Below are 26,535 nucleotides of genomic sequence, written 5' to 3' on the forward strand. Positions count from 1 at the left end.
AATAATTTTTTTTTGTTTTTAAACATAAATGAGAAAAGAGCCATTGCCAACCCAATTGAGCGATGACGCTGATCTAAAACATGTATCCGTTGATTATAGTTTAAAACGCAGGCCAGCCGATAGGTCTATGCGGGAAACATTTTCACGCTCGTCATTATCTTTGGCTTTTATGATCTCTGTCATCCCCGCGTATTCAACTTTGAGCGTGCCAAAATTACCCCCCAGTAGCGTTGCTCCAGCTGAAAATGCCAAACGTCGCCCCAAAGGCACAACAAGATCTGCTCCAAGGGATACTCCAAAGCTACGCGCGGTGATTACTGGGTATCTGCCGTTAAATAACGGATTGTTGGTATAGGACAGATATCCTACGGCGTAGTGCATCTGTAACGCCGCTTTTCTGTTAGGAAAAATATACCGATAATTGAAGGCGGGTGCGATAAAATTCACCACGATGTCATCGCTCATCTCACCCTCGCCTATAACCTGTCCCGTTGCTATATCTGTATAGGTTACGTATTCTTCGTGTTCCCTAGAGCCGAAACGCGAATACCTCAGCCCCACGCCCATGTTTTCCCGCCAGAAAAAATCCAAGCCGGCACCAATGTGATATCCCGAGCGTAACCTTTTGGCGTAGTCAACAAAATCGGGTGGAACCTGTTCGTTTAGTTTTGCGATTCTATAGCTCCATCCGCCATGGAAAGATAATTCCCATTTCCGCGCGAAGGGATCGTCTGTCATGTGTTCTTCTTGTGAAAAATGAGCGGGCAGACTGTCTGTTTGTACCTGCGCAGTTAATGGTCCCGCGCTCAGCATGAATACGCAGGCTATCAGTTTGAATTTGTTCATATAATGTGTATTTAGGCCTTATAATATAGTCGGTAATATGTTTCTATTGTTCAAAATACATATCTGCCGTGAGGGTCGTTATTTTTTTACCTTTATCTTTCATCTCCTTAAATTTTTTCAGATTTTTCTCCTCTTCCGGTATAATTATGTTTTGATAATGTTAAAACGTTCGCGTTTACCATCAAACATCTCCATTTCACTGTCCAAAAATCACTTGATTATTTCCATTGCGGCTCTGACCTGCAAAAGATCTGGTTCCCGGCTATCGCATTCCTGTACACCTTCCGGATACTTGTCCTGTATGAAATCGTTATAATCCTTGCAACTTCTAAAAATATTAAATTCTTCGTTTTTAAAATCCCAAACAATCCCTTTAGGCTGAATCGCGTTCGAAGCAATCACACCACCGACAGCCCCTCCTAAGCCATGACCTAGATTTTGCTTCCATGCGTTTGCTAACTCAAGTTCGGTATAAAGAAAGTTTTGTCCAGCAATGCGTACACGGCAAAAGGTGTTTGGAAAATTTGTTGTCTGCGATTTGTCTTCTTTATTCCTGTGCTTCAATATGAACCCTGCCTGGAAATAAAGATTTCCTCGGTAACAGATGGCAAATGTCTTTTTTACTTTTTTGTCGTTTTCTTTATAATAGAATGCGCAGTGATCTGGTATCGTATCGATAACCTTTCTGCCACTCACATATATCGTTTTGGCGACCAGTTCTTTTTTTTCGGTGGGGATCTTTTTTAGAAAATCTTCTTTTGTACGATAAATGCCTTCTGGATAATCCATCCCCGAACTTGATGTAACTTGGCTCTGACAGTACAAGGCTAAAGCTGTTAACATGGCAATGAGTAATGTTTTAATCATAATTTTATGTCGATTTGTCAATATATTCTTACTTAATATATTCTTGGTCCCACTTTGGTCTTACCTAGTGTATTCGTTACAATCTCACGCAAGTCCCTGTCAAGAGATCAATCCGGGAAAGGTTTTCGCGTTCCCCGTTATCCTTCCTCCCCCAACTGTTGCGTAAAACTCAGTACCTCACATTTTTGCCATTGACCGGTATCTCATTTATGAGGTTATCGGTAGCCGCAATAGTTTCAATATAGGGGTGATTTTTTTGGCTGCTATCCAAAATACAGTTCACCAAAATCCTCTCTTTTGTGGGAGTAATGTCTTCTATTTTGATACGAAACCGTCTTTAGATTCTTTAGTTGTGTTAGCGGAGATAAATCGCCGTCCAAAATATTAGTAGATTCATAAAATAGAAAGTCTTTTAACTCAGTCAAGTACTCAATACCGTGGATACTCGTAATATCCCCTAGGTCAATAAGTAACAATCGTTTAAGTTTAATTAATTTAAACACTTCGGATACATCGAGAATTCCTTTACATCTTTGAATTTCTAACTCTTCTATTCCTTGTAAACTGCCAATCCCATGAAGAGAATTCAAGTTTTTTAGATTCCCCAACCTCAAATAGTTCAAACTCTTTAGTTTGGATAAACCTTCTAAATTTTCAATCGGACTATTCAAGATGGATAATTCTTTCAGGTTAAATAATCCGGAAAATACGGTACTGTCTTTCTTTGTGTATTCATTGATGAACAATTTTTGTAGGGTCGATGATTCAAATAATGTCTCTGAACCCGCTATCCATTCGAAGCTACATTCCAAAAGTTGAGGGAAATCGGTGAAATTTATAGGGTCATTGCTGTACGTATTTATTTCAAGCTTAGTTAATCCGTTGAGACTGTGGATAGGTTCAATAGATTTAATATTTAAATCTATTATGATGAGCGATTTTAGATGCGGGAGTTGTTCAAGAAACTGTACATTGTCTCCATACCATCCCTTTCCATCGTTTAGTTCCAACTCCTGCACTTTCTTTTCTAGCAACAACGCTAGATATTCTTTTTTCCAAGGGCCTTCTATAGTCGCCTTTGTTCCTAATAGCCCCTCGTTGAATATAATTCTGTTTTTTTCCATCATTTCGGTATTTCAGATAGTAAATATTGTCTTGCCGCTCCGATAGGGTTGCGCACATTTTCCAGGACTTTAACTCCTCCTAATGTATTAATTCTCAATTGTTCGGCGATCTCTCTGGCCGTTTTCCCCCCTAATATTTCGGTGGTCTTTACCGCAGTATTTGGTAATAATTTACCCGATTTAATATGTTGTTGAAGTCTCGCTGGGATATTCTCTGATTGTCCTATATAAGTTTTACCTGAAGCAGCTTTGAACTCATATATACCCTCAATGGCGTCTCCTCCTCCTTGGGAACTGCTGACATAGTCCGAATTTTTAGGGGTAGGGTTGCTATCAAGTGCAGAAGACTTAAGAACTTTCCCATCGGGCCCTTGAACGCTTGTCTGGGCGGGATTCTCTACAAAAACGGATGGCCTGTTTTGCTTTCCTGTCCAAAAATTGGTCCCTTTTCCCCATATCTTGTTGGAGACACCTCCAATAACCCCACCTCCTACGGCGCTTGTCGCAAGACCTATAGCAAAATCCTTACCGGACATCAACGGATCACCAAAGTAAACATGGTTTCCGACATTTTGTACGATGCCTCCCGTAGCAAAGCCGGTGACTCCCGTTATTGCTCCACCTAGAACGCTGGTGGCAGAAAGTCCCGTAGCAGCCAGCGCAGCACCTCCGGTGGCTGCTGTTAACGCTCCACCACCGGCGCCAATACCAAACGCAGCTATACCGTCCCATACATTATCAACCTTTCCTTGAACGAGCTTGACGGTCAAATTTACTGCACCTCCAATAATGGCCCCTACGATGATATGGATAAACTCCCCATCCGGGTCCACATACACCAGCGGATTGTTCAGCGCATAACTGTACCGGTTGAAGTTCTGGGTGAAATCCGGCATCTGCACATAAGGATCGGGGCTCAAGAAGCGTCCGAGTGCCGGGTCGTACAGCCGGGCGTTCATATTCACCAGCCCAAACCAGGTTAGGTGTTCATGCCCCGTGTAGCCACGACCGAGGAACAATGCCGGTTCACTTCCCGATGCAAAGGCCACCTGCGTAGCCGGATTCCTAAGCCTTCCCCAGGCGTCATAGCTCAACTCCTGTTTCAAAGAACCATCCGCATTCGCAATATGCGTGATACTACCGAGGTAGTCCCTGCAAATATAATAAATTTTCCAGCTGCCGGCTTCCTTTACATATACAGCAGGAGCGGAATAGGCATCGCCCCCCAGATACAGCCTTTCGATATTAGACGTTGCGTCCAGCTCGTATTGCCCGCCGATGTAGTAACGTGTCAATACGGGTGTGGTACCGTTCAGTACGTGCATCTTCACCCTATCGCCGTCTGTATTATATACGAACGAGGCGCTCACGCCGTTCTCTTGAATACTGGATGGGCGCTGGAACGAGGTGTATTCCACGCTCTGCTCGCGTAGCGGAACAGCCGTTCCCTCCGGACTGAGCATGGTTACCTGATAGGGTTTTGCGGTGTTACCATAGCTCATCGTGCCGACACCCTGGATACGCGTAATATTACCATTGGCAGCATACGTAACCACCTTACCGGCAGCATTGGTCAAGCGGTTGAGGTTGTCATAGGCAAACGTCTCCGTCTTGTTGTGCTTATTGTCTTTCCTGCTCAACAGGTTACCTTTCTGCGCGTCAAAACTGTAGGTAAAGCTCTGTATACTGCCCGCCGTCCTGCCGGTAGGCATCCCGTACGTCGTATAGCTGTAGGTGCGCTCCATAGTACCCGTAATGCCTTTGGTGAACTGACCTAAAGCATTCTCCTCGGTCAGTTTCCAGACCGACGTCGAGCCTAGCTTTATCTCTGTATTATGCCCGTTGACGTATGTAAAGTTTTCCGTGCCGATCGTACCGCTCTGCGCGACGTATTGTATAGAAGATACATTGCCGCCACTATATGTATATCTTTTTTGCAGCCATTTGTTATCAGGAACGGTATCTCTTTCGGTCAAGATCCGGTCGTAGGTGTCATAGGTGTACGTTTTCGATGTACCGTTTGTTGAGGTCTCGTTGGCTAACTGTCCGTTGGTATTATATGTATATGTTGTGTTAAATTCTCCATGACGCTGCAGGCTGGTGATGCGGCCATATTTATCAAAAACAGATATATTTTTTCCCTTTGGATTTGTTTCTGTCTGAGTCAGTACGCCAGCAGCCGTATAGGCATAGGCGAATGTCTGTTGTCCGGCACTCGGATCGATCAACTTTGTCTGCCTCCCAAAGGCATCGTACTCAAATGAAGTCGTTACAGCACCCGGAGCGGTGATTGACAGCGGCTGTCCGTCCGGCCGTGGCAGGTAGGTAATGGTACCGCCGGGGTCGGTTACGCTTACCAGAACGCCTGTAGCATCCGTTGTCCTGGTAGTAGCCATACCGTTTTTCGTCTCGGTGGTGCTCAAACCGGAGTAACTCCATGACGTCATTTTTCCCGACGCTTCGGTTATCACTGTAGGGCGGTCGTAATTATCATACGCATAGGTATTCCAATGCGCAGCCGATGCACCCCGGAAAGGAAGCGACGTCCTGTTGATACGGCCAAAAGTATCGTATTCCGTATCGGTATATTGCCACTGGCCGTCAAACCGTTGGTTACCGGTGCGTACCTCGCGGTTCAGCGCATCGTATTGAGTCACCGTAGCAGGTGTTCCCGTCGACTTGTTGTTCACGACATACAATCCGGCACCTCCCCAGGCAAACGTTGTTGTGTCGGTCGTCGCGTCGGGATATCTCGCAGTTGCTGCTCCGCCCCATACGTTAAAGGTTCTGGTCGTAGCCTGGTTCTTATAGTTTCTGACGGTCCGCGGGTTGCCGTAAGGATCGTAATTCGAATAAGTCGTCGTCTGCGACAAGGCGTTGGTTACGGTAGCGATATACCGTCCTGCGGCATCGTAGGTATACGTGTCCCCTAAAAACTCGGTGACATTGTAGGGTGCTGATAGTTCAGAAAGCACATTGCCATAAGTGTCGTATGTCCATCTGGTCTCACCGGTCTTCTGGTTGCCGGCAGTTCCGGTATGTGTAAGCCTGGTCGCAGGGAGCCGCACCGTGTTGTATGTGAACGTCTCCTTGTCAATCCAGGACGATCCGCCACGCGTGTTGGTGACCGTCTTGACCAACGGCTGGCCGATCAGGTAAATGCTTCCCGAGTTGGAATTGTAATACGTCTGGTCGGTGACCATGGTAAGCCCACCGCCATAGTTCACAGTCGCCTTAGTCACGTTACCGTAGGTGTCATGGAGGTATGTGGAGGTTACCGTCTGGTTGGTCAGTCTGTTCAGGACGGACTTGCCGGTCAGCCTTATCTTTGCAATTTTGTTGGACTGTACGTTGACCGACCAGGTGTTTGTCGTCCTGCCTCCCGGCGAGTCGTCGACTTTTAGGATACCGAAGTTATAGGGATCATACTCCTGTAGGTACGAACGTCCCCGGAGGTAGTCGGATGTGGTTATCCTACCAAAACCCCGGAAGCCAAGCCCTTCCTTATGGATAACGGCGTTTTCGTAATAGTAACCCCGGTGTTCGTCGCGTTGCCCGTTGACATACCGCTCGTCGTTCACCACCACGGAGAACGGCCCGTTGAAGTTTTCAAACGGATATACCGCTCCGCTGCCCATGCTGTAATGGTCGTATGCCTCGTTGAGCATCAGGTAATAGTTTTTCTCTACCACGCCAAAACTGTTGATTGCGCCGGTGAGCTGCTTCTCTTTCGTATCGTTCCGGGGAAAAGAAAACCGGGTAACCTTCCCGTTCTTTAACGCGACCAGCTGGTGGAAATAGTTTCGGCTGTTGATATTCGTGGGAACCAGCGCGGCACCGCTATATACAAATGAAGAATAGTTTTCGACTGAAAAGCCTACCCCCGGTTTGTTCAGGTAGGTAAAAAACCCCGATGATCCGGTTTTTTTAATGACATCGGTCAGTCCGTCACTGTTCACGTCCTGTACCAAGATTTCCTCTGTACTGCCTTTATTTGTTATCGAAACGGCTACTCTTTCAAACTGTCCGTTGCCCATGGAGTAGTAGATGGCCCAGTCCGATCCGTTTGTTTGGGGCGTCAACAGGAAATCGGGCTTTCCATCTCCGTTGAATTCGCCAAGGAGCAGCTGCCTGCCGGCCAAGGTCGATTTCTTCAATGCCGCATAAGTGGCAACATGTCGTACAGAATAGGATGAGCCATTCACATCGAAGGTATATATATAAGTGCCGGTGTTAGTGATCAGACATATGTCAGTTTTACCATCGCCATCGTAGTCAAAAGCAAATAACCGGTCGGAATTCTGTGCAGCCGCCACCGGATCAGGTTGCTGGACGCCTACGAACTCTCTGTAGAAAACGAGCGGTGCACCATCATATAACTTGCTGCCGGTTTCGAGATCGAATAGATAGCAACGTCCGATTATATTGGTCCAGCCAAAAGGGTGCTGGTTCGACACCGATAGCACCTCTATTTTTCCATTGCCGTTGAAATCACCCGTCAAGTGCAACTTCGGATGGATACTCTTCCCGCCATCGGCATCGGTCAGCACGGTCGGAAAATTGAATACACGGGTGTATTTGAGAGCTAGCCCGGTATAGAGATTGACCGAATAGACCTTAAATTGCAGACGATCGTTGCTTCCAGAAACAGTATTATTGACCTTGATGACCTCTTCCTCGTATTTCCCATCGATATTGGCGCAGAATATATCTGTGAAGCCCGTTTCTGTCGTCAGATTAGGCATCGGTGAGGCGAAGCTGCTGTTCAGTCCCGCATACAGAAAGATCTTCTCTGTTCCACTGTAATGGTTATCGTACCGGTTTTGTGAGCGTCTAAATGCTGTTGAATGACGGTAATGCTGCCAGTAGGGGTTTTTGTTGGGAAGTGAGATAAGGCCATCATCGTCCGTCCCGTAGTCGAACTTGCCCTTGCTCACGATCAATTCGCCCGGCTGGGTAAAGTTGTACCATTCCAGAAGCTGTGTTTCTGCTTTGGTGTATGCGGTGGCTGTATTACCCTCACCATAGTAGAACCGCAAGGGGTTCAGAGAGTTCCCGGAAGCCGTACTCCCGATTTGGGTCAGTGTAGATACATTCTGACGCGTCTGGGTCTGGTAGGTGAGTTCATATGAGCGGAAAATGCCACCGCCCGACTTGCAGTCGATCTTTTGCAATAGCCTGCTGTTCGTCACTTTCAGCCCGCCTTCATAATTCACCACCGGATCGGGCCGGGTAGTCGCATATCTAAAATTGATCTCCGCACCTGTATATGTGATCGAGTTTATATAGTAGTGGTTGTTTGAAAGAACGTACGAGTAAGTAATCGTATTTCCACGAAGATCAGTGAGGCTGGTGAGTGGATAGCTCAGCCGGTTAACAGTATTGGTGGTAGTTCCAAAAACGGCTTTATTCCCGTCCGGATAGCTGACTTCAAAATACTGGATAACGCTGCCGCTTAAAAAAGCCGTTACCTTGATCAGTCCCTGCTCTGTCTCGTAGCGTATCTGGGTTGATGTTTCCGAAAGCTTGATCAGGCGTATACCGTCCAGTACGAAAGCATCGGCTTTGGAGAGGTTCACGCCATGCGCCTGGCTATCGTAGTACTTACTGCGGACAGAGCGTGTAATGGACGAGAGTCCGCCTATACTCCAGCCCATGCCCATCGTTCCGTTTCCGCCCAGACTATTATACACAAGTGAAAGTTGCGGCTGAAAGCCCTGCCTCCCGGGCGAAATTTCAATGGGTACAGTGTACATCTTGGCCCCAGTGGGTGTCGGGGATGAAGACATTGGGATCTCACCTACATCTTTAATCGTATCAACAGGATAAGAATTGGGGACATGGTTATTGTTGAATGCCAAGGGGGCGGCTTTGGCCTTCGGAGCGGCCTGTAATGCCTGTACGCCCTCTTCCGGTATAAATTCTATGGTAGGTTCGGGGTAAAGTGCTTTTTGTAGAGAGTCTTCCCACTGGACAATCTGCCCCTCCGTCCATTTTTCAAGATCGGGGATACTCCTTTTTATGGTGTCCTGTGTATTTTCCTGCGCAAACAGCATAGCCGTGCTTGGAAGCAGGAAGAGAAATATCGATATTAACGCTTTCATAACGTGCAGGTTTAGTCTATAATTTAACTAGGTTCCATGTGGAGGATCGGTGGTTTATATGGATCTGAAGGGTGTAAGCACCACTTGGTAGATCATCCAGTTTCACTGATGTGGTCTTACCGGAGAGTTTTTTCTTGGTGATTAATGTACCTTTCTCGTCCAAAAGGGAGTATTCTTGCTTGGATGAACGATCGTGTTCTTTTGCAGAGAGGCCAAGTGTCGCATTGCTGTTATCGATACGGATGACAAGCTCTTTCCCGTCGAGTGAATCCCTATAAGTTTGCGAAACCTCCTGTTGTCGATCAGCGGAAAATCCCTGAGTACCCACTACGATGGTTCTGGTGGTCCGGTTGCCTGCGACGTCGTAGCCGTAGGACAATTGCTGCGCGCAGGCCCCGTAGAAGTTGCCCGCTAGTGTGATAAGGATAATGGATAGTAGCTTCATAGTATACGATTTTTGATCTATGTACCGAAGTTCGGTATAGATTATAGCACAAATCAGACAAAACAAAATTTGTCTCGCTGACATTGGCTGATTTGTGCTTGTTTTTAAGCAATCGATTGCTTAAAACTTCTTTTTGTAGCCTTCGTTTATAATATGTAATATTGATTTTCATCTCGTTATGTGAAAACCTTGACGAACCATAATATGAACAACAGAAGAAATTTTCTAAAACAAGCTTCCCTACTTTCTGTAGGGGCTTTTACAACGAATATTGCAACACCGGTTTTCGCCATTGCAAATCGTAGGCAGGAATCCGCTAGGGCCGATAGCCTTACCGTTCCGCCTTATTTGCAGAACCTCACCGCGACGTCTGTATATGTCATGTTTATCACCGCAGTAAAGTCGTACAGTTGGATAGAGTACGAAGGGCAAAATGGTGCGGTGCAAAAGGCCCATATGGAAGAGGATGGCTTGTATGACGCATACGTAAAGCTGAATAAAATTTACATCTCGGGTCTGCAACCGGGCAGAACCTATCGCTATAGGGTCTGTTCGAAACCTATCACGTTGTTTGAACCCTATAAGTTGGAATACGGAGAAGAGGTACGGACTGCATGGTTTACGTTTAATACACCCGCTACCGATGCGCAGGAGGCTTCTTGCGTTGTGCTGAACGATATACACGACAGTCCGGAAGCTTTTGGTAAATTGCTTTCTTTGGTAAAAGACAGACCGTATGAATTTGTCGCGTTGAATGGCGATACGTTTCATTATCAGACAGACGAACAGCAGATTGTAGACCATCTCTTATTGCCATGTACTAACATCTTTGCCAGCCAAAAGCCGTTTTTGATGATACGCGGTAACCACGAGACGCGCGGTAAGTTTCGCCGTGAATTCAAAAACTATTTTGCGCTTCCTGACGATAAGTACCATTTCAGTTTTGAACAAGGTCCTATCTTTTGGGTCGTATTAGATACAGGCGAAGATAAGCCCGACGACCATCCGGTTTATGCAGGGATTGTTGATTTTGACGGGGTGCGCGAACGTCAGGCAAAATGGTTAGCAGAAGTAGTAGAAACAAAAGCTTATAAAAAAGCAAAATACAGGGTAGTCCTGATGCATATTCCTCCGCACCATAGTGGCGACTGGCACGGACCGATGCATTGTCAAAAGTTGTTTTCGCCGATCTTTGAAGCGAATAATGTTGATCTAGTAATAGCTGGCCACACACATCGATACGGTGTACATCCGCCCGATAGCAATCATACCTACCCTATCGTTATAGGTGGTGGCTCAAAAGACGGTAGCAGAACAATCATGCATGTTGCGGCTAATACTCAACAGCTGCATCTAGACATGATTCGAGACGACGGGGAGAAAGTGGGAGAATATACCGTGAAAGCAAGATAGCGGGTTTTACTGCGCGGCAATATGAAGGAAGAAGCATATTTCGATGAGGCTAAGCTTTTGGAAGAAATGAAGCAAGACAGTAGTGCAGCATTTAACCAATTATATAGCAAATATGCGCCAGTGCTATACCAACGACTGTTGCGGTTGCTAAAGAATCCCGAAAGCGTTGAAGAGATTTTGCAGGATGTATTTTTAAAGCTATGGAACAAGCGGAAAGAAATTATACCAGATAAAGGTTTTAAAGCCTTTATTTACCGTATGGTCGATAATATGGCGATTGACTTGTTCCGAAAGATTGGCCGTGACAAAGCGTTGCAACTGGAACTTTGGGCAGCTTCTATTAGCTTTTGTGTATCTACGGAGGAACATCTGTTTAACAAAGAGAAAACACGTATGGTGCAGGAAGCTATTCAGAGCCTTTCTCCAAAAAGAAGAGAAATTCTGATCCAATGTAAGTTCGAGGACAAAAGTTATAAGGAGGTAGCGGAGATGATGGGAATTTCTGTCTCTACGGTGAGCAATCAATTGGTGTCCGCCATGAAGGATATCAAAGCGTATATCGTAAGAAACTACCGTGAAGACTATATCATCAATCTTGTTTTTATTACTGTGTTGGCTTTTTAAAAAAAATTGAATACCCAATAGTGTATTTCGTTCCGCCGTTCGTATAGGAATATAAACAAGCGATAAACCTCACGATCGATGGCTTTGGACAAGAATGATAGAACCTATGCGCTTTTACGTGCTTTTATAAACGACCGACTGGAAAAATCAGCGTTGGAAGAACTGTTTGTGCTGTTGGAACAGGTAGACGAGAAACAGCTGAATAAAGCAATACGTGCCATTCTGGATGAAAAAAGCACCCACGAAGATCATGATTTTATACACGAACGTGTAGAACTCCTTCAAGGAACAATTTTAGCTAAAATAGCTCCGGTGCAACCGCCGTTGTCGCAAAGAAAGTGGCGCCAGATGTATCTAGCTATAGGTATAGCAGCCATGTTGACTATTGTATTTGCTATTACTTTCCTATGGCAACAGCGTCAAAACGTATTTCTCGAAACAGATCACGGTATCGCTTCGACCATTATGCCCGGAGGCAATAAGGCTACGGTTACGGTCAACGGACAAGATTTCGAGCTGGATAGTAATCAAGGCGAGCTGACATTGGGTTCAGATAGCCTTTTTTATGGCGATGGACAATTATTAACAACTACCGGCATTCAACAATCTGTTCAAGTAAAAACACCACTGGGCGGACAATACCAACTTATATTAGCAGACGGTTCACAGGTATGGCTAAATGCCGGAAGTGTATTGACTTACAATACCGGATTCGGGACAGATAACCGTGCTTTACGCTTGGAGGGAGAAGCTTATTTTGACGTGACGAAAAACCGCGATCTCCCCTTTACCGTGGAAATTAACGGACAGCATGTAGAAGTGCTCGGAACAGCTTTTAACATCAGTGCATATGCCGAAGAACCTGTCGTCAAAACGACGCTTCAACGGGGATCGTTAGCGGTAGCCAACGGCGATCAAAAGTTGGTGTTAAAGCCCAATCAACAAGCGATTCTGGATAACAATGAAAAAAAAATAACGACACGCGACGTCAATGCAGCCAGTATTGTCGCTTGGAAAGACGGTATATTCGATTTCCATGGAATGGACGTGGAAGAATGTATGCGCGTTATCGCAAGGTGGTACCAATTAGATATTGTCTATAAGGAAAAAGTTCCGTCCGTCCTGCTAGGGGGTAAAATGAGTAGAGGGGTGCGGCTGTCGACGTTTTTGGATTTTCTCGAAGCAAATTTTAATATTCATGGTGAAGTGACCCCTGACCGAAAATTGATCGTAACCGCAAACAATAAATAAACCTTAAAAAATGATGTCATGATAAAGATAGCCCGCCGTCCACCTTAATCTTATTCATATAATACCGAAAAACTACCCATAAAAGAGAATATATTCTAAAAGAGCTATTATATTAACTATAAACCTTATTCAGTATACTATGATGAATAAACAAAAGAGTGGAGCATGCTTGGTTGTTGCAAACCGAAAGAGACTGCTATCAGATTTACGCCGGAGATTGGTCGTACTCTGCCGGGTCGTTCCGTTGTTTTTAATGAGTAGCTTATCGCTACACGCAGAAACGTTTTCTCAGACGCTCTCGCTAAAAGCGAAATCGATTAAGTTAGAAAACGTGTTTAAGCTTATCGAAGAAAAAACCAATTACGTTGTGCTTTACAACTATAACGAGTTGAAAGCGATTGAACCTATACATGTCAATGTGCAGCATGCACAACTGAACCGGTTCCTAGACGTAGTATTAAAAGATTTACCACTAAACTATACTATTGATGATAAAACGATTCTCATTAGCAATAAGAAGAAGGGCAAATCGCTTACAACGGCAAGACAAAGCACGGGTAGCACGATGACAGAATCGGAACAACGCGTCATTACAGGGACTGTAGTAAATGAAGAAGGTGTACCGTTGTCGGGCGTTACTGTCGCAGAGAAAGGTACCTCGAATGCAACATCGACGAGTGGTGAGGGGGAATTTGAACTGAGAACGTCAGCTGCACAGGTCACGTTACACTTTTCGTTGGTGGGGTACGAGCCACACGACGAAATAGTGGGTAGCCGTGGCGGTGTCCGGATTACGTTGAAAGCTGCTGTCAGTGACCTCGATGAAGTAGTCGTTGTAGGTTTTGGTACGCAGCGAAAAGAAAACTTAACTGGATCCGTGGCTTCCGTAAACATGTCGGACGTGGTCGATAGCCGTCCGATAACCTCGCTTTCGGCAGGATTGGCGGGTCAAGCTCCCGGTCTATATGTAAATCAGGGATCCGGCAGACCCGGGAATGATGGCGGTACGCTACGGGTTCGTGGGCAGGGAACGCTGAATAACGCCAATCCGCTGGTGGTTATTGACGGGGTGGTTGGCGACATGAACCTGATCAATCCCCAAGATGTAGAAAGTATATCCGTATTAAAAGATGCGGCATCTGCGTCGATCTATGGATCACGTGCTGCAAATGGTGTCATCCTGATTACGACAAAACGAGGTAAGACCGATCAGTTCCGCGTGGTGTATAACAACTATTTTTCGACACAACAGCCATCTAATACGATTAACACGGTATCAAATTATGCCAACTACATGGAATTGATAAATGAAGGATACAAAAACGGCGATCCGAATGCAAACCCTATTTTTTCACAGGGCATGATTGATTTGTGGCGTGCAAACGAAGGGCAAGATCCGTTGAAGTATCCGAATACAGATTGGGTCGACGAAGTGTTCCAACGTAAACTTAGCCAAAATCACAACTTGGCTTTTAGCGGTGGAAGTGAAAAGATAAAATTCTTTGGTTCGTATGGACTCTTGGATAATCCGGGCGTGATCGAACAGGCAACATATAAAAGACATAGCGGACGGATCAATTTAGAGGCAGATGTTAAACCTTGGCTAACACTTGGTGCGAACGTTAATGGGGTCGTCTCGAAAACGGATATCGGGACGGATGTTATTGGGGATGTATTCACCTATGCTGGCGCAAGTACACCCGGTATGGTGCTGCGTGCGCCTGATGGACGTTTCGGTTCGGTTAATAATCCAGAAGACGATCCGCAGGCGAATAACGTGTTGCATCGTTTGTACGGCCGAAAAGGCGATATTAATAAAAACAGGTTGGTGTCCCGTTTTTTTGCAAAACTAAAACCGATAGCGGGTTTGTCTATCGAAGGGTCATATACCTATACCTATGATGATGACTTTATCTACTTCCAACCGATGTTTAATGACCGCTGGAACTTTTTGTCTAACGCGGTGGCTTCGGCCGGAACAGGACGCACCTCGGTTACCAACGAATCGGTCAAAACATACCGGTATTATATGGACGGTATCGCACGCTATGAAAACAAGACAGCCAATGACCGGTTGGGTTACGAGATTATGGTCGGCGCTAGCCAGGAATATTATAAAGATGGTTGGTTCAGGGCTTCAAAACTCGATCTCATCGATCCTAGTCTTTCTGTATTAAATGCAGCGACCATGGATGCTGCAGCTGCCGGCAACTTGACGGACTGGGCTATGCGCTCCTTTTTCGGTAGGATAAATTTGGCTTGGGACGATAAATACCTATTGGAAGCTAATCTGAGAACAGACGGCTCGTCTCGGTTTATGACGGGCAAGAGCCGCTGGGGCACATTCCCATCGGTATCTGCGGGATGGAAAGTGTCCTCAGAGGATTTTTATAACGTAAGCTGGATGCCTAGTTTCAAAGTAAGAGCCTCGTACGGTGCGCTGGGTAATAATGGAACGATTGACACGCGGTTTAGGTATGATGCCAATATTAATAACTACGAATACCTCACGTTATATAATGCCGCAAATTATGTGTTAAACAATCAGCTCTTTGTCGGGTTTGCGCAGACCGGCCTAAGCAATGCACTCTTGACGTGGGAAAACACCTACATCTTGAATGGAGGGGTAGATTTTGACTTGTTCGATTATAAACTATCGGGATCAGTAGATGTATTTAATAAAACGACCAATAACATCTTGATTGACCTGCCTGCTCCGCTGGTTGTGGGTGATGCGAGCATTCCGCGCACGAACGCCGCAAAAGTTCGAAATGTCGGCGTAGAGCTTACGATGAATTATAAGGGAACTATCCGTGACGATTTCCGCTACAATATCGGGGGAAATTTCACCTTTATTGATAATAAAGTAGTGAAATTCAAAGGAGAAGATAGATCGATATCCGGAGCTAATCTTATCCAGGAGGGCTATCCTATCAATACGCAATATATTCTACTGGCAGACCGAATCCTCCAGACCGATGCGGATATGCAGTTGGTACAACAGATGATAGACAACGCGCCTATTAATCCGGATACCGGTAATCCTGTTAATCCTTTCGCAGCGTATGGTACACCCCAAAAAGGAGATTTACTCTACCGGGATTCCAACGGTGACGGCGTGATTAACGATGAAGACCGCGTTGCAGTGGGAAACGGGACAGCTCCTCGTATAACTTACGGTATCAACATGGGGTTTGACTACAAAGGGTTTGATTTCGCGATGTTGTTGCAAGGCAACGCCGGTAACAAAGTGATATGGACTGATAATTATTTTACACCAAACGTACGATGGGGTTATCAGATCAACCAAGATATTGCCGACGGTAGATGGATCGAGGGAAAAACCGATGCGCAATATCCCCGACTGCTTCCCTATACCGATACACGGAATAGCCGCAACAGTGATTTTTGGTTGCAGAATAAATCATTCATGCGCGTGAAGAATATCCAACTTGGTTATACGTTGCCGAATAACATATCCGAGCGTTTTGCCGTACAAAACGTGCGCATATTCGGATCGCTTGAAAATTTCTGGACATTCACCGATTACATGGGGTTTGATCCAGAAGTTGACGGTACGCAATACCCAACCATGAAACAAGCGGTGTTTGGCTTAAGTCTTACTTTTTAATCGTTTAGAGATGAAGAAATTTTCAATATTGTTATTAGGATGTTTAACATTTAGTTCCTGTTATAAGCTGGATACAGCGCCTTATGACAGGGTCAATTCAACCACGTTTTGGCAAACAAAGGAACATGCCCTTGCTGGGGTGTTGGGATGTTATAATGCGCTAAAGAAGAACAATGTATTCGGGCTCCAGTTTGCTTACGATAATCTCACTGATGTGGGGATGGGATACGATGACGTTGGTTTTGGAGATATCATTGCAGGCACGTTTACAGACCGCTCAGGGGGTGTAGTGAATCGCTGGAAGTCGGGATATGATTTGGTCCAACGTTGTAATCATGCGATTGCACAGATACAACAAATGGAACTCGAAGAAGAAACGAAAAGCGTATTTATCGGAGAGGCTAGATTTCTACGGGCACTTGTGTATTTCCAATTGACGAATCTATATGGAGCATTACCGCTTTACGATGAAAACGTGGATATCAATCGGGACTACGCCGAACTGAATAAACCACGTTCGTCGGTAGCCGATGTCACGACGTTTATTCGGAACGACTTGCAATTTGCGATTGCTAACCTGCCAGTCTCCTACGATGCAGCGAACCTGGGAAGAGTAACAAAAGGGGCAGCCTACGCACTTCGTGGGAAAGTAGAACTTTATAATAAAAATTGGGGGGCGGCGATATCGGATTTCGAAGAAATTGTACGGAATAGAAGTAACAACTATGGTTATTCTTTATCTGAGGATTATGCTTCCCTGTTCACCATGGAGGGTGACAATCAGCCAGAGATGATTTTTGCTATCCAGAATATGGGCGGAACAGGTTTTGATTACGGTATGCCGATGGCTTTATATATGGGAACCCGCTCCACCTTCGGTAGCTGCTGGAACAACAGCATGCCAAGTACTCGTTTTGGCGATAGTTACGAAAATAAAGATGGTTCTCCATTTAATTGGAACGATCACTTTCCAAACTACAATGAGGATAATACGGTAAAGCGGGAGGCGATGGTTTCTACGCATAATAATGGCGTGCTGACGCATGTTCCGGACACGGCAAAACTACTGGATATATACCGGAATAGAGACCCGCGTATGATGCAGACGCTGATTGTTCCTTATTCCCGTTATGTCGGGTGGAATGCCAATGCGGAACGCGAAATGCAACTTATTTTGGCTACTGGCGTAAACGAAAACTTTGGGCAAATCCGTAACAACAGAGGGTGGATGACATATGTATGGCGTAAATTCGTTCCTGAGGGAAACATGAAAGGTGCCATCACCAATAGAGAACATGTACCCATTAATTTTCCTTTAATCCGCTACGCAGACGTGTTACTGATGCTTGCGGAAGCATACAATGAGAACAACCAACTGGAACAGGCCATTGTCGAGCTGAACAAAGTGCGGGAACGTTCGGAAATGCCAGGATTAAATAGTGGGAATCCGTATCTTGCGGTAGCTGGCAAAGAACAGATGCGCCAGCGTATCAGCCATGAACGTAAGATCGAACTCGCTGGAGAAGGTTGGCGTTATTTCGATCTAAAGCGTTGGGAACAGTTAGGCGTAGTATCCAATGGCTTTATTGAGAAAAGTATTGTCGGGGACAATCTGGTCACTAGGCAGTATCAAACTAGACATAGAATATGGCCGATTCCGGGGCAGGAGATTGAAATTAATCCGGCTTTGGATCAAAATGACGAATGGAAATGATAAAAAAATGTATTATAATCTTATGGATTAATATCTTGGGTCTGAGTTTTATTCAGGCCCAAGATATTAACCTGCTGACTAGCAGTTATGCTAGCGAAGATGTCCGGAAATACCTCGCGGCAGGTAATGACTGGGTGGCTTATCCCGACTACACTGATCGCACAGCATGGAATGAATTGGTGGGCCCTTTTTACGAGCAACTCCTGAAAGAGGGGGACAAGTACCTGAATTACGAGTGGCAGGTCGTAAAAGCAACCGATTATCTGGAATATGAACGATCTGGCTCTCGTGTGATTATGGAAAAGCCGCTCAACGACAATCTTAAAGCGCTCATGGGTTTAGTTATAGCGGAGTTAGCGGAGGGGAAGGGGCGCTACTTGGACCAAATTATCAACGGCTCGTGGTACATGACCGAAATCAGTACCTGGTCGTTGTCGGCTCACTTACCCGCATTTCAATCATCCAAGAGGACGCTTCCGCAACAAGGAACACATGTCTTTGATCTGATGACCGGTGATATAGGCTCGTTTATGTCGTGGATATACTATTTCCTGCAGCCCGAGTTCGATAAGATTACGCCCATTATCAGTCAACGTATCAAGCTCCATATCCAGGAACGGTTAATAGAGCCTTATCTGTCACGGAATGATATGTGGTGGCAGGCATTGGAAATAGATGAGGATCAGCTCGTGAACAACTGGAATCCCTGGTGTAACTTCAATGTGTTAACGGCACTTTTGTTAGTCGAAGATGATGCTGACAGAAAGTTGCAGGGCGTCTACAAAACAATGACTTCCGTGGATCAATTTATCAATTATGTGAAGGCTGACGGCGCCTGTGAAGAAGGTCCTTCCTATTGGGGGCACGCCGCCGGTAAACTTTATGATTACCTTAAATTGTTAGCGTACGCTACAGAGAATAAAGTTTCCGTATTTGAACATCCCATGATAAAAGACATGGGGGAGTATATTTCCCAATCATATATCGGGGGAGACCGTTGGGTTGTCAATTTCGCTGATGCGTCAGCCAAAGGTGGAGGAGATCCGCTATTGATTTTTCGATATGGCGAAGACGTGCATAGTATGGAAATGATGCAGTTTGCAAAATACCTCACGGAGCAGCAATCGTCGTTTTCTAATATGGTACAGGGAAGAGATGTTTTCCGCACGCTGGAGAACTTTGTGTGTTATCCGGCTCTTCAAAAACAACAGGCCCAACTTCCTCAAAATAAGTATAAATGGTACCCTGAGACGGAGTTTCTCTACCTTAAAGATGCGGATACTTTTTTCGCAGCGAAAGGTGGATACAATAACGAAAGCCATAACCACAACGATATTGGTAGTTTTATTTTGTACAAAGATGGGAAACCCCTGTTTATTGATGCGGGTGTAGGAACGTATACTAAGAAGACCTTCAGTAAGGAACGTTACGATATCTGGACAATGCAGAGCGGCTATCATAACCTTCCACAGATTAATGGTTATGATCAGCGTTTCGGCGCCTCTTATAAATCAAGGGATGTATCGTTTGATCCGAAAAAGGGTGTTTTCAAATTGGATATCGCGGGAGCATATCCGGCGGAAGCACAGGTCAATAAATGGTTCCGTTCCTATAAGCTGAAAAATGGTCAGTTGGTGATTTATGATGATTTCGATCTGCCACAAGCGAATACGGCCAATGTCATTCATTTCATGGTGGCGGAAAAGCCGGTGATTTCAAAAGGAGTAATATCTTTAGGTGCCGGACAGCATTCGTTGGTTTTTGATATTAATGCGTTTGACGCTTCCATTGATACGATAGAACAGGATGATCCACGTCTCGGCAACATATGGGGTTCATACCTATATCGGATAAACTTAAAAGCGAAAAACATACAACAGAAGGGCATTTATACCTTTACTATAAATTAAATAACGATCATTGATATAATACCATATATATGAATAAAATAAAGGGCATCTATAAAGTTAGCAAACGGTTAGCACTGGTCTTAGGACTAGGAATATCTCTTTTCGGTTGTCAGTATGAGGACGGAAAAATGGATTTTGTAGAACAAAGTTTTGCTGTTGCAGAAGAGCAATATAAGGTGCTGGGCACCGCAGGAGAGCGTATTCAAGCCTTTCCTCGCACCTTGGATAGAGACGGTAATGTGATTGGTACAGATGAATGGGATTGGACAGGAGGCTTCTTTCCAGGAGCATTATGGTATATCTATGAGCACACACAAAATGGAGATATAAAGAAAGATGCCATAAGTTGGACGGAAGCACTGGAAGCAGCTAAAGATCTTGATCAACATCATGATATCGGATTTGTGATGTATTGTGCATATGGCAATGCCATTCGTTTCATGGAGGATAAACAAAAGAGGAAGGAATACCAGGATTTGCTGATTCACTCTTCGGAAACGGCATTGAAGCGCTATGACCCCAAGGTGGGTGTGATTAAATCATGGAATGAAAAAGCGTCATGGGATGGCGAGACGTTGTGGAAATATCCGGTTATTATCGATAATATGATGAACTTGGAGATGCTGTGTTATGTATCAGATCTCACCGGAAACCCGAAATATAAGGAAGTGGCCATCAACCATGCTACGAAGACAATGGAAAACCATTTTCGAGATGATTATAGCACTTACCACGTGGTCGATTACGATAGCGCTGGCCATGCTATCCATCTACAAACCAATCAGGGATACGCGGATAATTCGACTTGGTCAAGAGGGCAAGCATGGGCTATTTATGGTTTTACCATGATGTATCGTGAAACAAAGGAGCCTAGCTTTTTGCAGACAGCACAACGCGCGGCGGATTTCTATATCAACCATCCAAATCTTCCAGAAGATAAAATTCCTTATTGGGATTTCAATGCCAAACAGGAGGGATATAAATCGGAGGTCGACTTTTCTTCCCGGGAGTTAGATTATATCCCACGAGATGCTTCTGCAGCAGCCATTACAGCCTCAGCACTTCTTGAGCTAGGACAATTCACCGATGGCGAGCAGGGCAAAAAATATATCGATTTCGCCAAACAGACGTTGGCAATCTTGTCTGGACCGGCATATTTTGCAGAGAAAGGATCCAATGGTGGATTTTTATTGCAGCATTGTGTCGGGAGCCTGCCGCACAATTCCGAAGTTGATGTACCGTTAATCTATGCGGATTATTATTATTTGGAAGGATTGTACCGACTGAAAACATATGGGGAGTGATTAATAACAACGAAGTACTCCTGGTGATTTTTTACATTTAGTCATTATGCATTTTTGCTTATTTTTAAAGGCATGCATGAGCTCATTTAAAATTCGGTTCGTGAATGTAGAACATTTTTTCTAAGTTTATCCGGAACGATAGTTTTTATGCAGCAAGAATTAGAAGAAAAATACAAGATTGGAGAACCAGCAGCTTGGGTGACTCCATTGTCAGAAGAAGAATTGTTGTCCAACATTGTAGAAAGCGACTTTTCTCAGCAGCAATATGATGAGGGTAAAGACTATTGCTATTTTCTGCGGAAAATCCAATATACAGACGATACACAAAATGCGGAATATAACTGCATGGCCTATAGTGTGCAACAACCGGGTACACTGGAGTTTGCTGCTGTTAATGAGTTTGTATTATATCCGTCGGAGCAAATGATCTTCCATCGTATTGCAATAGTGCGCGATGGGGTATTGATCGATAAGCTTCCCGATACTAAATTCAAAGTATTGGATAACGAGGGGCAGAGTCTGGATGGCGTTATCAACAGTTCCAAGAAAGTAAATATCAGCATTAAGGATGTTCGGCTCTATGACATTATCATCGTTGAAGATACCCGTGTGCTGACCTATACCGACAAGGATTTCTTGCGTAAGGAATTGACGAAATATGTATGGTCAAGCCCGGATGTATACTGGGCGTATGGAAGTTACGCATTTGACTTTATAAATAAACGTTCAAAGCCGGTTGCTTATAAAAAGCAGTTTTTCCGTGATGAACAGGGGGATTTATTGCCTGCAGAAGAAGGGTTGGTAGGATCGGGAGACACGTTTTCATTACGCTATGAGCATTATCTCAACCCAGTAGACGTCAACCGGGAGCTATTTCCTTTTATAGACTTTGCCACACAGTATACATATGAGGAGTTGCTGGATTTGGTGGTTCCTTACTATGAACAGGCGCTGACAGCTAAACCGCTACCGGAATATGCCCCCGATCTGGTAGCCAAGCTGGATGCACTTGGTGACGATATCGAGGCAAAGATTCAGTTGGCAATTGAGTTCGTACAGAATCATGTTCGTTATATATACAATGAAGAGGAAATGCACGGACATAAACCGCAAGATCCTTGGGTAACCTATGCATTCAAACAAGGGGATTGCAAAGCGAAAACTGTACTGCTCAAATGTGTGCTTGATTATTTAGGTGTTCATTCATCAATTACATTGGTCAATTACAATGCCGACTATTATTTAAAATACTATTTGCCGTCGTTGTTTAACTTTAACCACGTCATCGTCAAGGTAAACCACAAAGAGAAAGATTATTTTGTGGATGCGACCTACCGCGATGAATACGGGACGCTGGAGAACCGCACGTTTATCAGTTTTCTGAATTACCTGGAAATCAAACCGAAAAGTTCCTTAAAGAAGCGCGAAGCTTATAAAAGTTTCGAGTTTTCGATTTTTGACGAAATTACACTTGATGTCAAAGATGAGGTGGGTACGATTACAATGAAAACTACGTACCGTTACGGTCGTGCAAACGGGATGCGCCGCTACGTGAAGACCACGAATAAAAAAGCCGTAATAGACAATACAAACAACTTTGTTTTCAGTTGTATGGATTTTGTCGAAAGTGAAAACGGAAATGATAAACGTCAGGTATTTAAAGATGCATCACTGACCGTAGTGGACGACGATAAGGTGAATAATGTCTTTGTAACGCTGTATACGGCGACGATTGATAAACCATATTTCCTGGGTAATGATGGACGTAAATACCTGAAATTTTATGATGGTAACGTCCTGAAAAACCATTTGAAGGACTACGTGCTGAAAGATGTCAGTTTCTGGCATTCGTATGATAGTGAACGATACTCGATTACTATCCGTTCCGATAAACCGATAGACGTGCAGGATCACTATACGAACCGGCAAATGGAGGTAGATTATGAACTGTTCAAATATAGTTTAAAGAAAAAAATAGACAAGTATGGCGCTACGGCAGTGATTGAATACATCCCCCTTTCCAATGTAGAAGTGCCTGTGGAAGATATTCCGAGCCTGCGCGATAAATATGCGGCAATAGGAAAAGAAAGCGCATTTGGATTAGGTGTAGCCATCGCCAAACCGAGCTTTTTTGATACGATTAAAGCATTGTTTGGAGGTAAGTAGCGAGCCGCTACTTACCTTCCGAAATCATCCTCTACCCGCACGATGTCACTTTCATCAGATGGATTGTTGGCATCCGTGTGCTGCCATATTTCTGCTACCACGCCATAAGTTTTCAAACCGATCAAACGGTGTCGTTCACCTTGGGAGAGACGAATAACGTCGCCTTCTTTTAATTTCTTGAGTTGATTCTGCTCATCTGTAGCACTGGTAATGATTCCAACTTCGCCCTGTGTAACGCGCCATATTTCAGCGCGGCGGTGATGGTACTGCCAAGATAGACGTTTCTCGGGGGCAACGACTAAGATTTTCGGACTTAATTTGCCCCCTATTTTGAGGTTTTGGACATCTAGTCCATCAAAATAGGTGTTCGCAAATTGCTGCGCTTGTTCCTCAGCGATCACAAAGAAACCTCCCCAGGGACGGGTTTGGTCTATATGTTCAATTGTGAACCCCTGTTCTTTTAATTTTTCTTCTATCTGGCTAAATAATTCGCCTTTATTAACGTATTCTTCCGACATATCGCTTCGTGTTGATAAGTGATGTTTTGTTGGTGAAGTTATGAGTTTTCTGGAAATTACGCAATACATGTTCGAGACCTCCGTAACTTTTCTTACATTTGAATCTCGGTAACATGCTTGACAATCCAAAAAAGAAAATCGATGACACAGTTAAAATTTGATAAACAAAATGAAGCTTTTTTACAGGCAGTTTCTTTTGTGAATCAAACGAATCAGCATTTGTTCCTAACGGGTAAAGCAGGCACCGGTAAAACCACGTTCTTAAAGTACATCAAGGAGAACTCGCATAAGAAGATGGCGGTTACTGCCCCTACCGGAGTGGCAGCGATGAATGCTGGAGGAACAACGCTTCATGCTCTCTTTTGGTTGCCGTTCGGGACATTTATCGAAGATTTTCCCTTACAATGGAATGAACAGGATAGCCATATCTATAATAAGAGTCGACTTTTTTCTACCATTAAGCTCACCAAGCAACGACGGGCTATTCTACAGGAACTCGAGCTGTTGGTTATTGATGAAGTTTCTATGGTACGCGCCGATACGTTGGATGCTATTGATGTTATCTTGAAGTCGGTACGTCGGGATATGCGTCCGTTCGGTGGTGTACAGATGCTTTTTATCGGCGATCTCTATCAGTTGCCACCTGTTGTCCGAGAGCACGAATGGCAGGTGCTGCGTGACCATTATCGCAGTCCGTTCTTTTTTGACGCCAAAGTATTGCGCGAACATCCTCCCGTTATTTTAGAGCTTAGCAAGATATATCGGCAAAACGATGATTATTTTATTGATTTATTAAATAATATCCGAAATAATAAATGCTCGTCAGAGGATTTGGCGAAATTGAATGAGCACTACCGACCCGATTTTTCGCCGGCCGAAGGAGAACAATATATCACATTAACCTCGCATAATAAATTGGCGGAAGCGATTAACCAGGAGGAACTGGCGCGATTGAAAGGGACGATGCATAATGTGCGGGCTGTCGTGAAAGACGAGTTTCAGCAGGCTTCTTTTCCCGCCGATGAAATGCTCCCGTTAAAAATAGGTGCACAGGTGATGTTCATTAAAAATGATAGTGGAGAAGATAGGAAATTTTTTAACGGAAAAATAGGATCGGTTAAGGAACTGAACTTAGATCGTCACCAAGTGATTGTGGGGTTCAATGATGGTTCGGATGACGTCGTGGTACGACGTGAAACTTGGGAAAATATTCGCTATAAGTATAATAAAGGCGAAGATAAGATAGAGGAAGAAGTCATGGGGACATTTTCCCAATTCCCCTTGCGACTCGCATGGGCAATTACCATCCATAAAAGTCAAGGGCTTACCTTTAATAAGGCCGTCATCGATGCCGGCACCTCGTTTGCAGCAGGGCAGGTGTATGTCGCATTAAGTAGGCTGACTGGATTGGAAGGGCTGGTGTTGAAATCCAAAATTCCGATGCATTCCATCCGGACAGACGCCCAAGTGGTCGACTTTATGCAACAGATGATCGCGCGTGCAGAGGTGGCTAAGATACTGGAGTCGTGCCAACGTAACTATTTGGGTCAGATTGTACTGCAGAGTTTTCGCTGGGGGACGCTGGTCGAAAGTGTCGAGGAGCTAAAAGAATCGTTGGAAAACCGAAATATTGACGGTAAAGATGCTGCTTTAGCTTATCTAACGGATATTTCTTCCATACTGAAAGAGCAAGAAAAGGTAGCGAATAAGTTCGTGACCTTATTATATACGATGTTACGCGATAAGGAGGCACTGGATTATGGCAAGATCTGTGAGCGAACAAAAGCTGCGGTAGCTTGGTTCTTACCTCGACTCGACGAAGAGATATTGCTAACTATGCAGGAGCATATCGAAGCCTGGCAGATGAAGAAGCGCACTAAAAAATACGTGCAGGAACTACGCTCTATACTGTTGGATTTTAGACGTAAGAAGGAGCAGTTGGCACATTGTCTTACGATTGCAGATATATTGACACATGAAGGCGACCTTTCGCAGCAAGTGCAGACGTTCAGCCAACAGGAGAAAACAAAAGATAGTGAAATCAAGGAAACAGCAGAAGAAGGTTCGGAAAAAGATACAAAGACTATTTCTTTAGATTTATTTCTGGACGGTTTGTCGGTGGAGGACATAGCACAGAAACGTAATATGGTCGTGGGCACGATATATGGGCATCTTATCCATTTTGTGGGGAATGAGGTGGAAGCGGAAGATTTAATAGATGGTCCTAAACTGGAGGTCCTATTGGATGTATTGCGTAAAAATGAAGGGAAGTCTTCTTCGGAGATAAAGATGATACTCGGTGACGACTATTCGTATCCGGATATAAAGTTGGGGCAAAAAGTGTTGGAAGTGGAACATTTAAAAGTAGATAGTTGAATGTTGATCTTTTACAATGGAAAAATCAAATCGCAGGAAGATGGCTACATGGATCGGTGTGCCCTTCCAGATGTTAGCGACTATCTTTGCGGGTTACTGGCTCGGAAGCTGGCTGGATGAAAAGTATACGGTAGAAAAAAACTGGTGGACAATAGGGCTGACCTTGTTCGAGGTGTTGATTTCCTTATATCAGCTTATTGTGCAGGTGCAACGTATGGGGAAGAACGGAAGATAAATTAATA

16 protein-coding genes are annotated in these 26,535 nt (G+C 44.5%); 10 read left to right on the plus strand and 6 right to left on the minus strand.

Translation table 11 applies throughout. The features are described 5' to 3' along the window. Window positions 1–93: 93 nt before the first annotated feature. The 5 genes from C5745_RS10490 to C5745_RS10510 form a co-directional block, all read right to left on the minus strand. A complete protein-coding gene (locus tag C5745_RS10490; RefSeq protein ID WP_105716963.1) occupies window positions 94–846 on the minus strand; it encodes a hypothetical protein in 753 nt (250 codons plus the stop codon). Window positions 847–1,056: 210 nt separating this feature from the next. Further along, a complete protein-coding gene (locus tag C5745_RS10495; protein WP_133166338.1) occupies window positions 1,057–1,713 on the minus strand; it encodes a hypothetical protein in 657 nt (218 codons plus the stop codon). A 263-nt stretch (window positions 1,714–1,976) separates the two neighbouring features. Further along, window positions 1,977–2,840 carry a leucine-rich repeat domain-containing protein gene (locus tag C5745_RS10500; RefSeq protein ID WP_105716965.1) on the minus strand — a complete coding sequence of 288 codons (864 nt, stop codon included), beginning with the start codon at window positions 2,838–2,840 and terminating at the stop codon, window positions 1,977–1,979. Further along, on the minus strand, window positions 2,837–8,941 hold the full coding sequence (locus C5745_RS10505) for an RHS repeat-associated core domain-containing protein (RefSeq protein WP_105716966.1): 6,105 nt from the start codon (window positions 8,939–8,941) through the stop codon (window positions 2,837–2,839). Before C5745_RS10505 ends, C5745_RS10500 begins: the two co-directional genes overlap by 4 nt. Window positions 8,942–8,957: 16 nt before the next feature. After that, a complete protein-coding gene (locus C5745_RS10510) occupies window positions 8,958–9,386 on the minus strand; it encodes a hypothetical protein (protein WP_133166339.1) in 429 nt (142 codons plus the stop codon). A gap of 204 nt (window positions 9,387–9,590) precedes the next feature. Between C5745_RS10510 and C5745_RS10515 the strand changes: the two genes are divergently transcribed. The 8 genes from C5745_RS10515 (at window position 9,591) to C5745_RS10550 (ending at window position 23,399) form a co-directional block, all read left to right on the plus strand. Next, entirely contained in the window at window positions 9,591–10,799 is a 1,209-nt protein-coding gene (locus C5745_RS10515; RefSeq protein ID WP_105716968.1) for an FN3 domain-containing metallophosphoesterase family protein, read from the plus strand. 21 nt (window positions 10,800–10,820) lie between these two features. Beyond that, window positions 10,821–11,423, plus strand: coding sequence for an RNA polymerase sigma factor (locus C5745_RS10520; RefSeq protein WP_105716969.1), 603 nt, complete (start codon window positions 10,821–10,823; stop codon window positions 11,421–11,423). A gap of 78 nt (window positions 11,424–11,501) precedes the next feature. Then, window positions 11,502–12,674, plus strand: a complete 1,173-nt coding sequence (locus tag C5745_RS10525; RefSeq protein ID WP_105716970.1) for a FecR family protein — start codon at window positions 11,502–11,504, stop codon at window positions 12,672–12,674. 139 nt (window positions 12,675–12,813) lie between these two features. Continuing rightward, a complete protein-coding gene (locus C5745_RS10530; RefSeq protein ID WP_105716971.1) occupies window positions 12,814–16,305 on the plus strand; it encodes a SusC/RagA family TonB-linked outer membrane protein in 3,492 nt (1,163 codons plus the stop codon). 10 nt (window positions 16,306–16,315) lie between these two features. Further along, a complete protein-coding gene (locus C5745_RS10535) occupies window positions 16,316–18,019 on the plus strand; it encodes a RagB/SusD family nutrient uptake outer membrane protein (RefSeq protein ID WP_105716972.1) in 1,704 nt (567 codons plus the stop codon). Beyond that, window positions 18,010–19,929, plus strand: coding sequence for a heparinase II/III domain-containing protein (locus tag C5745_RS10540; RefSeq protein ID WP_207795778.1), 1,920 nt, complete (start codon window positions 18,010–18,012; stop codon window positions 19,927–19,929). Before C5745_RS10535 ends, C5745_RS10540 begins: the two co-directional genes overlap by 10 nt. A gap of 29 nt (window positions 19,930–19,958) precedes the next feature. Continuing rightward, window positions 19,959–21,233 carry a glycoside hydrolase family 88 protein gene (locus C5745_RS10545; protein ID WP_207795779.1) on the plus strand — a complete coding sequence of 425 codons (1,275 nt, stop codon included), beginning with the start codon at window positions 19,959–19,961 and terminating at the stop codon, window positions 21,231–21,233. Between the two features lie 147 nt (window positions 21,234–21,380). Continuing rightward, the gene (locus tag C5745_RS10550; protein WP_105716973.1) at window positions 21,381–23,399 is read left to right on the plus strand and encodes a hypothetical protein; all 2,019 of its coding nucleotides are present in this window, start codon (window positions 21,381–21,383) and stop codon (window positions 23,397–23,399) included. Between the two features lie 11 nt (window positions 23,400–23,410). Here C5745_RS10550 and C5745_RS10555 read toward each other — a convergent pair whose 3' ends face one another. Then, complete coding sequence (locus C5745_RS10555) at window positions 23,411–23,917, minus strand: cupin domain-containing protein (protein ID WP_105716974.1); 507 nt, start codon at window positions 23,915–23,917, stop codon at window positions 23,411–23,413. A gap of 141 nt (window positions 23,918–24,058) precedes the next feature. On the opposite strand from C5745_RS10555, the gene C5745_RS10560 reads away from it, so the two are divergent. Together C5745_RS10560 and C5745_RS10565 are read left to right on the plus strand one after the other, a co-directional pair. Next, the gene (locus C5745_RS10560) at window positions 24,059–26,293 is read left to right on the plus strand and encodes a helix-turn-helix domain-containing protein (protein WP_105717121.1); all 2,235 of its coding nucleotides are present in this window, start codon (window positions 24,059–24,061) and stop codon (window positions 26,291–26,293) included. A 40-nt stretch (window positions 26,294–26,333) separates the two neighbouring features. Further along, window positions 26,334–26,528 carry an AtpZ/AtpI family protein gene (locus C5745_RS10565; RefSeq protein WP_207795780.1) on the plus strand — a complete coding sequence of 65 codons (195 nt, stop codon included), beginning with the start codon at window positions 26,334–26,336 and terminating at the stop codon, window positions 26,526–26,528. Window positions 26,529–26,535: the final 7 nt, after the last annotated feature.

It is taken from the genome of Sphingobacterium haloxyli, from assembly GCF_002980525.1.
Taxonomy (GTDB): domain Bacteria; phylum Bacteroidota; class Bacteroidia; order Sphingobacteriales; family Sphingobacteriaceae; genus Sphingobacterium; species Sphingobacterium haloxyli.

Excerpts from the sequence above, each read along its gene's own strand:
- C5745_RS10490 (WP_105716963.1), bottom strand. The coding sequence starts at position 846 with ATGAACAAATTCAAACTGATAGCCTGCGTATTCATGCTGAGCGCGGGA.
- C5745_RS10495 (WP_133166338.1), bottom strand. The coding sequence starts at position 1,713 with ATGATTAAAACATTACTCATTGCCATGTTAACAGCTTTAGCCTTGTAC.
- C5745_RS10500 (WP_105716965.1), bottom strand. The coding sequence starts at position 2,840 with ATGATGGAAAAAAACAGAATTATATTCAACGAGGGGCTATTAGGAACA.
- C5745_RS10505 (WP_105716966.1), bottom strand. The coding sequence starts at position 8,941 with ATGAAAGCGTTAATATCGATATTTCTCTTCCTGCTTCCAAGCACGGCT.
- C5745_RS10510 (WP_133166339.1), bottom strand. The coding sequence starts at position 9,386 with ATGAAGCTACTATCCATTATCCTTATCACACTAGCGGGCAACTTCTAC.
- C5745_RS10515 (WP_105716968.1), top strand. The coding sequence starts at position 9,591 with ATGAACAACAGAAGAAATTTTCTAAAACAAGCTTCCCTACTTTCTGTA.
- C5745_RS10520 (WP_105716969.1), top strand. The coding sequence starts at position 10,821 with ATGAAGGAAGAAGCATATTTCGATGAGGCTAAGCTTTTGGAAGAAATG.
- C5745_RS10525 (WP_105716970.1), top strand. The coding sequence starts at position 11,502 with ATGGCTTTGGACAAGAATGATAGAACCTATGCGCTTTTACGTGCTTTT.
- C5745_RS10530 (WP_105716971.1), top strand. The coding sequence starts at position 12,814 with ATGATGAATAAACAAAAGAGTGGAGCATGCTTGGTTGTTGCAAACCGA.
- C5745_RS10535 (WP_105716972.1), top strand. The coding sequence starts at position 16,316 with ATGAAGAAATTTTCAATATTGTTATTAGGATGTTTAACATTTAGTTCC.
- C5745_RS10540 (WP_207795778.1), top strand. The coding sequence starts at position 18,010 with ATGGAAATGATAAAAAAATGTATTATAATCTTATGGATTAATATCTTG.
- C5745_RS10545 (WP_207795779.1), top strand. The coding sequence starts at position 19,959 with ATGAATAAAATAAAGGGCATCTATAAAGTTAGCAAACGGTTAGCACTG.
- C5745_RS10550 (WP_105716973.1), top strand. The coding sequence starts at position 21,381 with ATGCAGCAAGAATTAGAAGAAAAATACAAGATTGGAGAACCAGCAGCT.
- C5745_RS10555 (WP_105716974.1), bottom strand. The coding sequence starts at position 23,917 with ATGTCGGAAGAATACGTTAATAAAGGCGAATTATTTAGCCAGATAGAA.
- C5745_RS10560 (WP_105717121.1), top strand. The coding sequence starts at position 24,059 with ATGACACAGTTAAAATTTGATAAACAAAATGAAGCTTTTTTACAGGCA.
- C5745_RS10565 (WP_207795780.1), top strand. The coding sequence starts at position 26,334 with ATGGCTACATGGATCGGTGTGCCCTTCCAGATGTTAGCGACTATCTTT.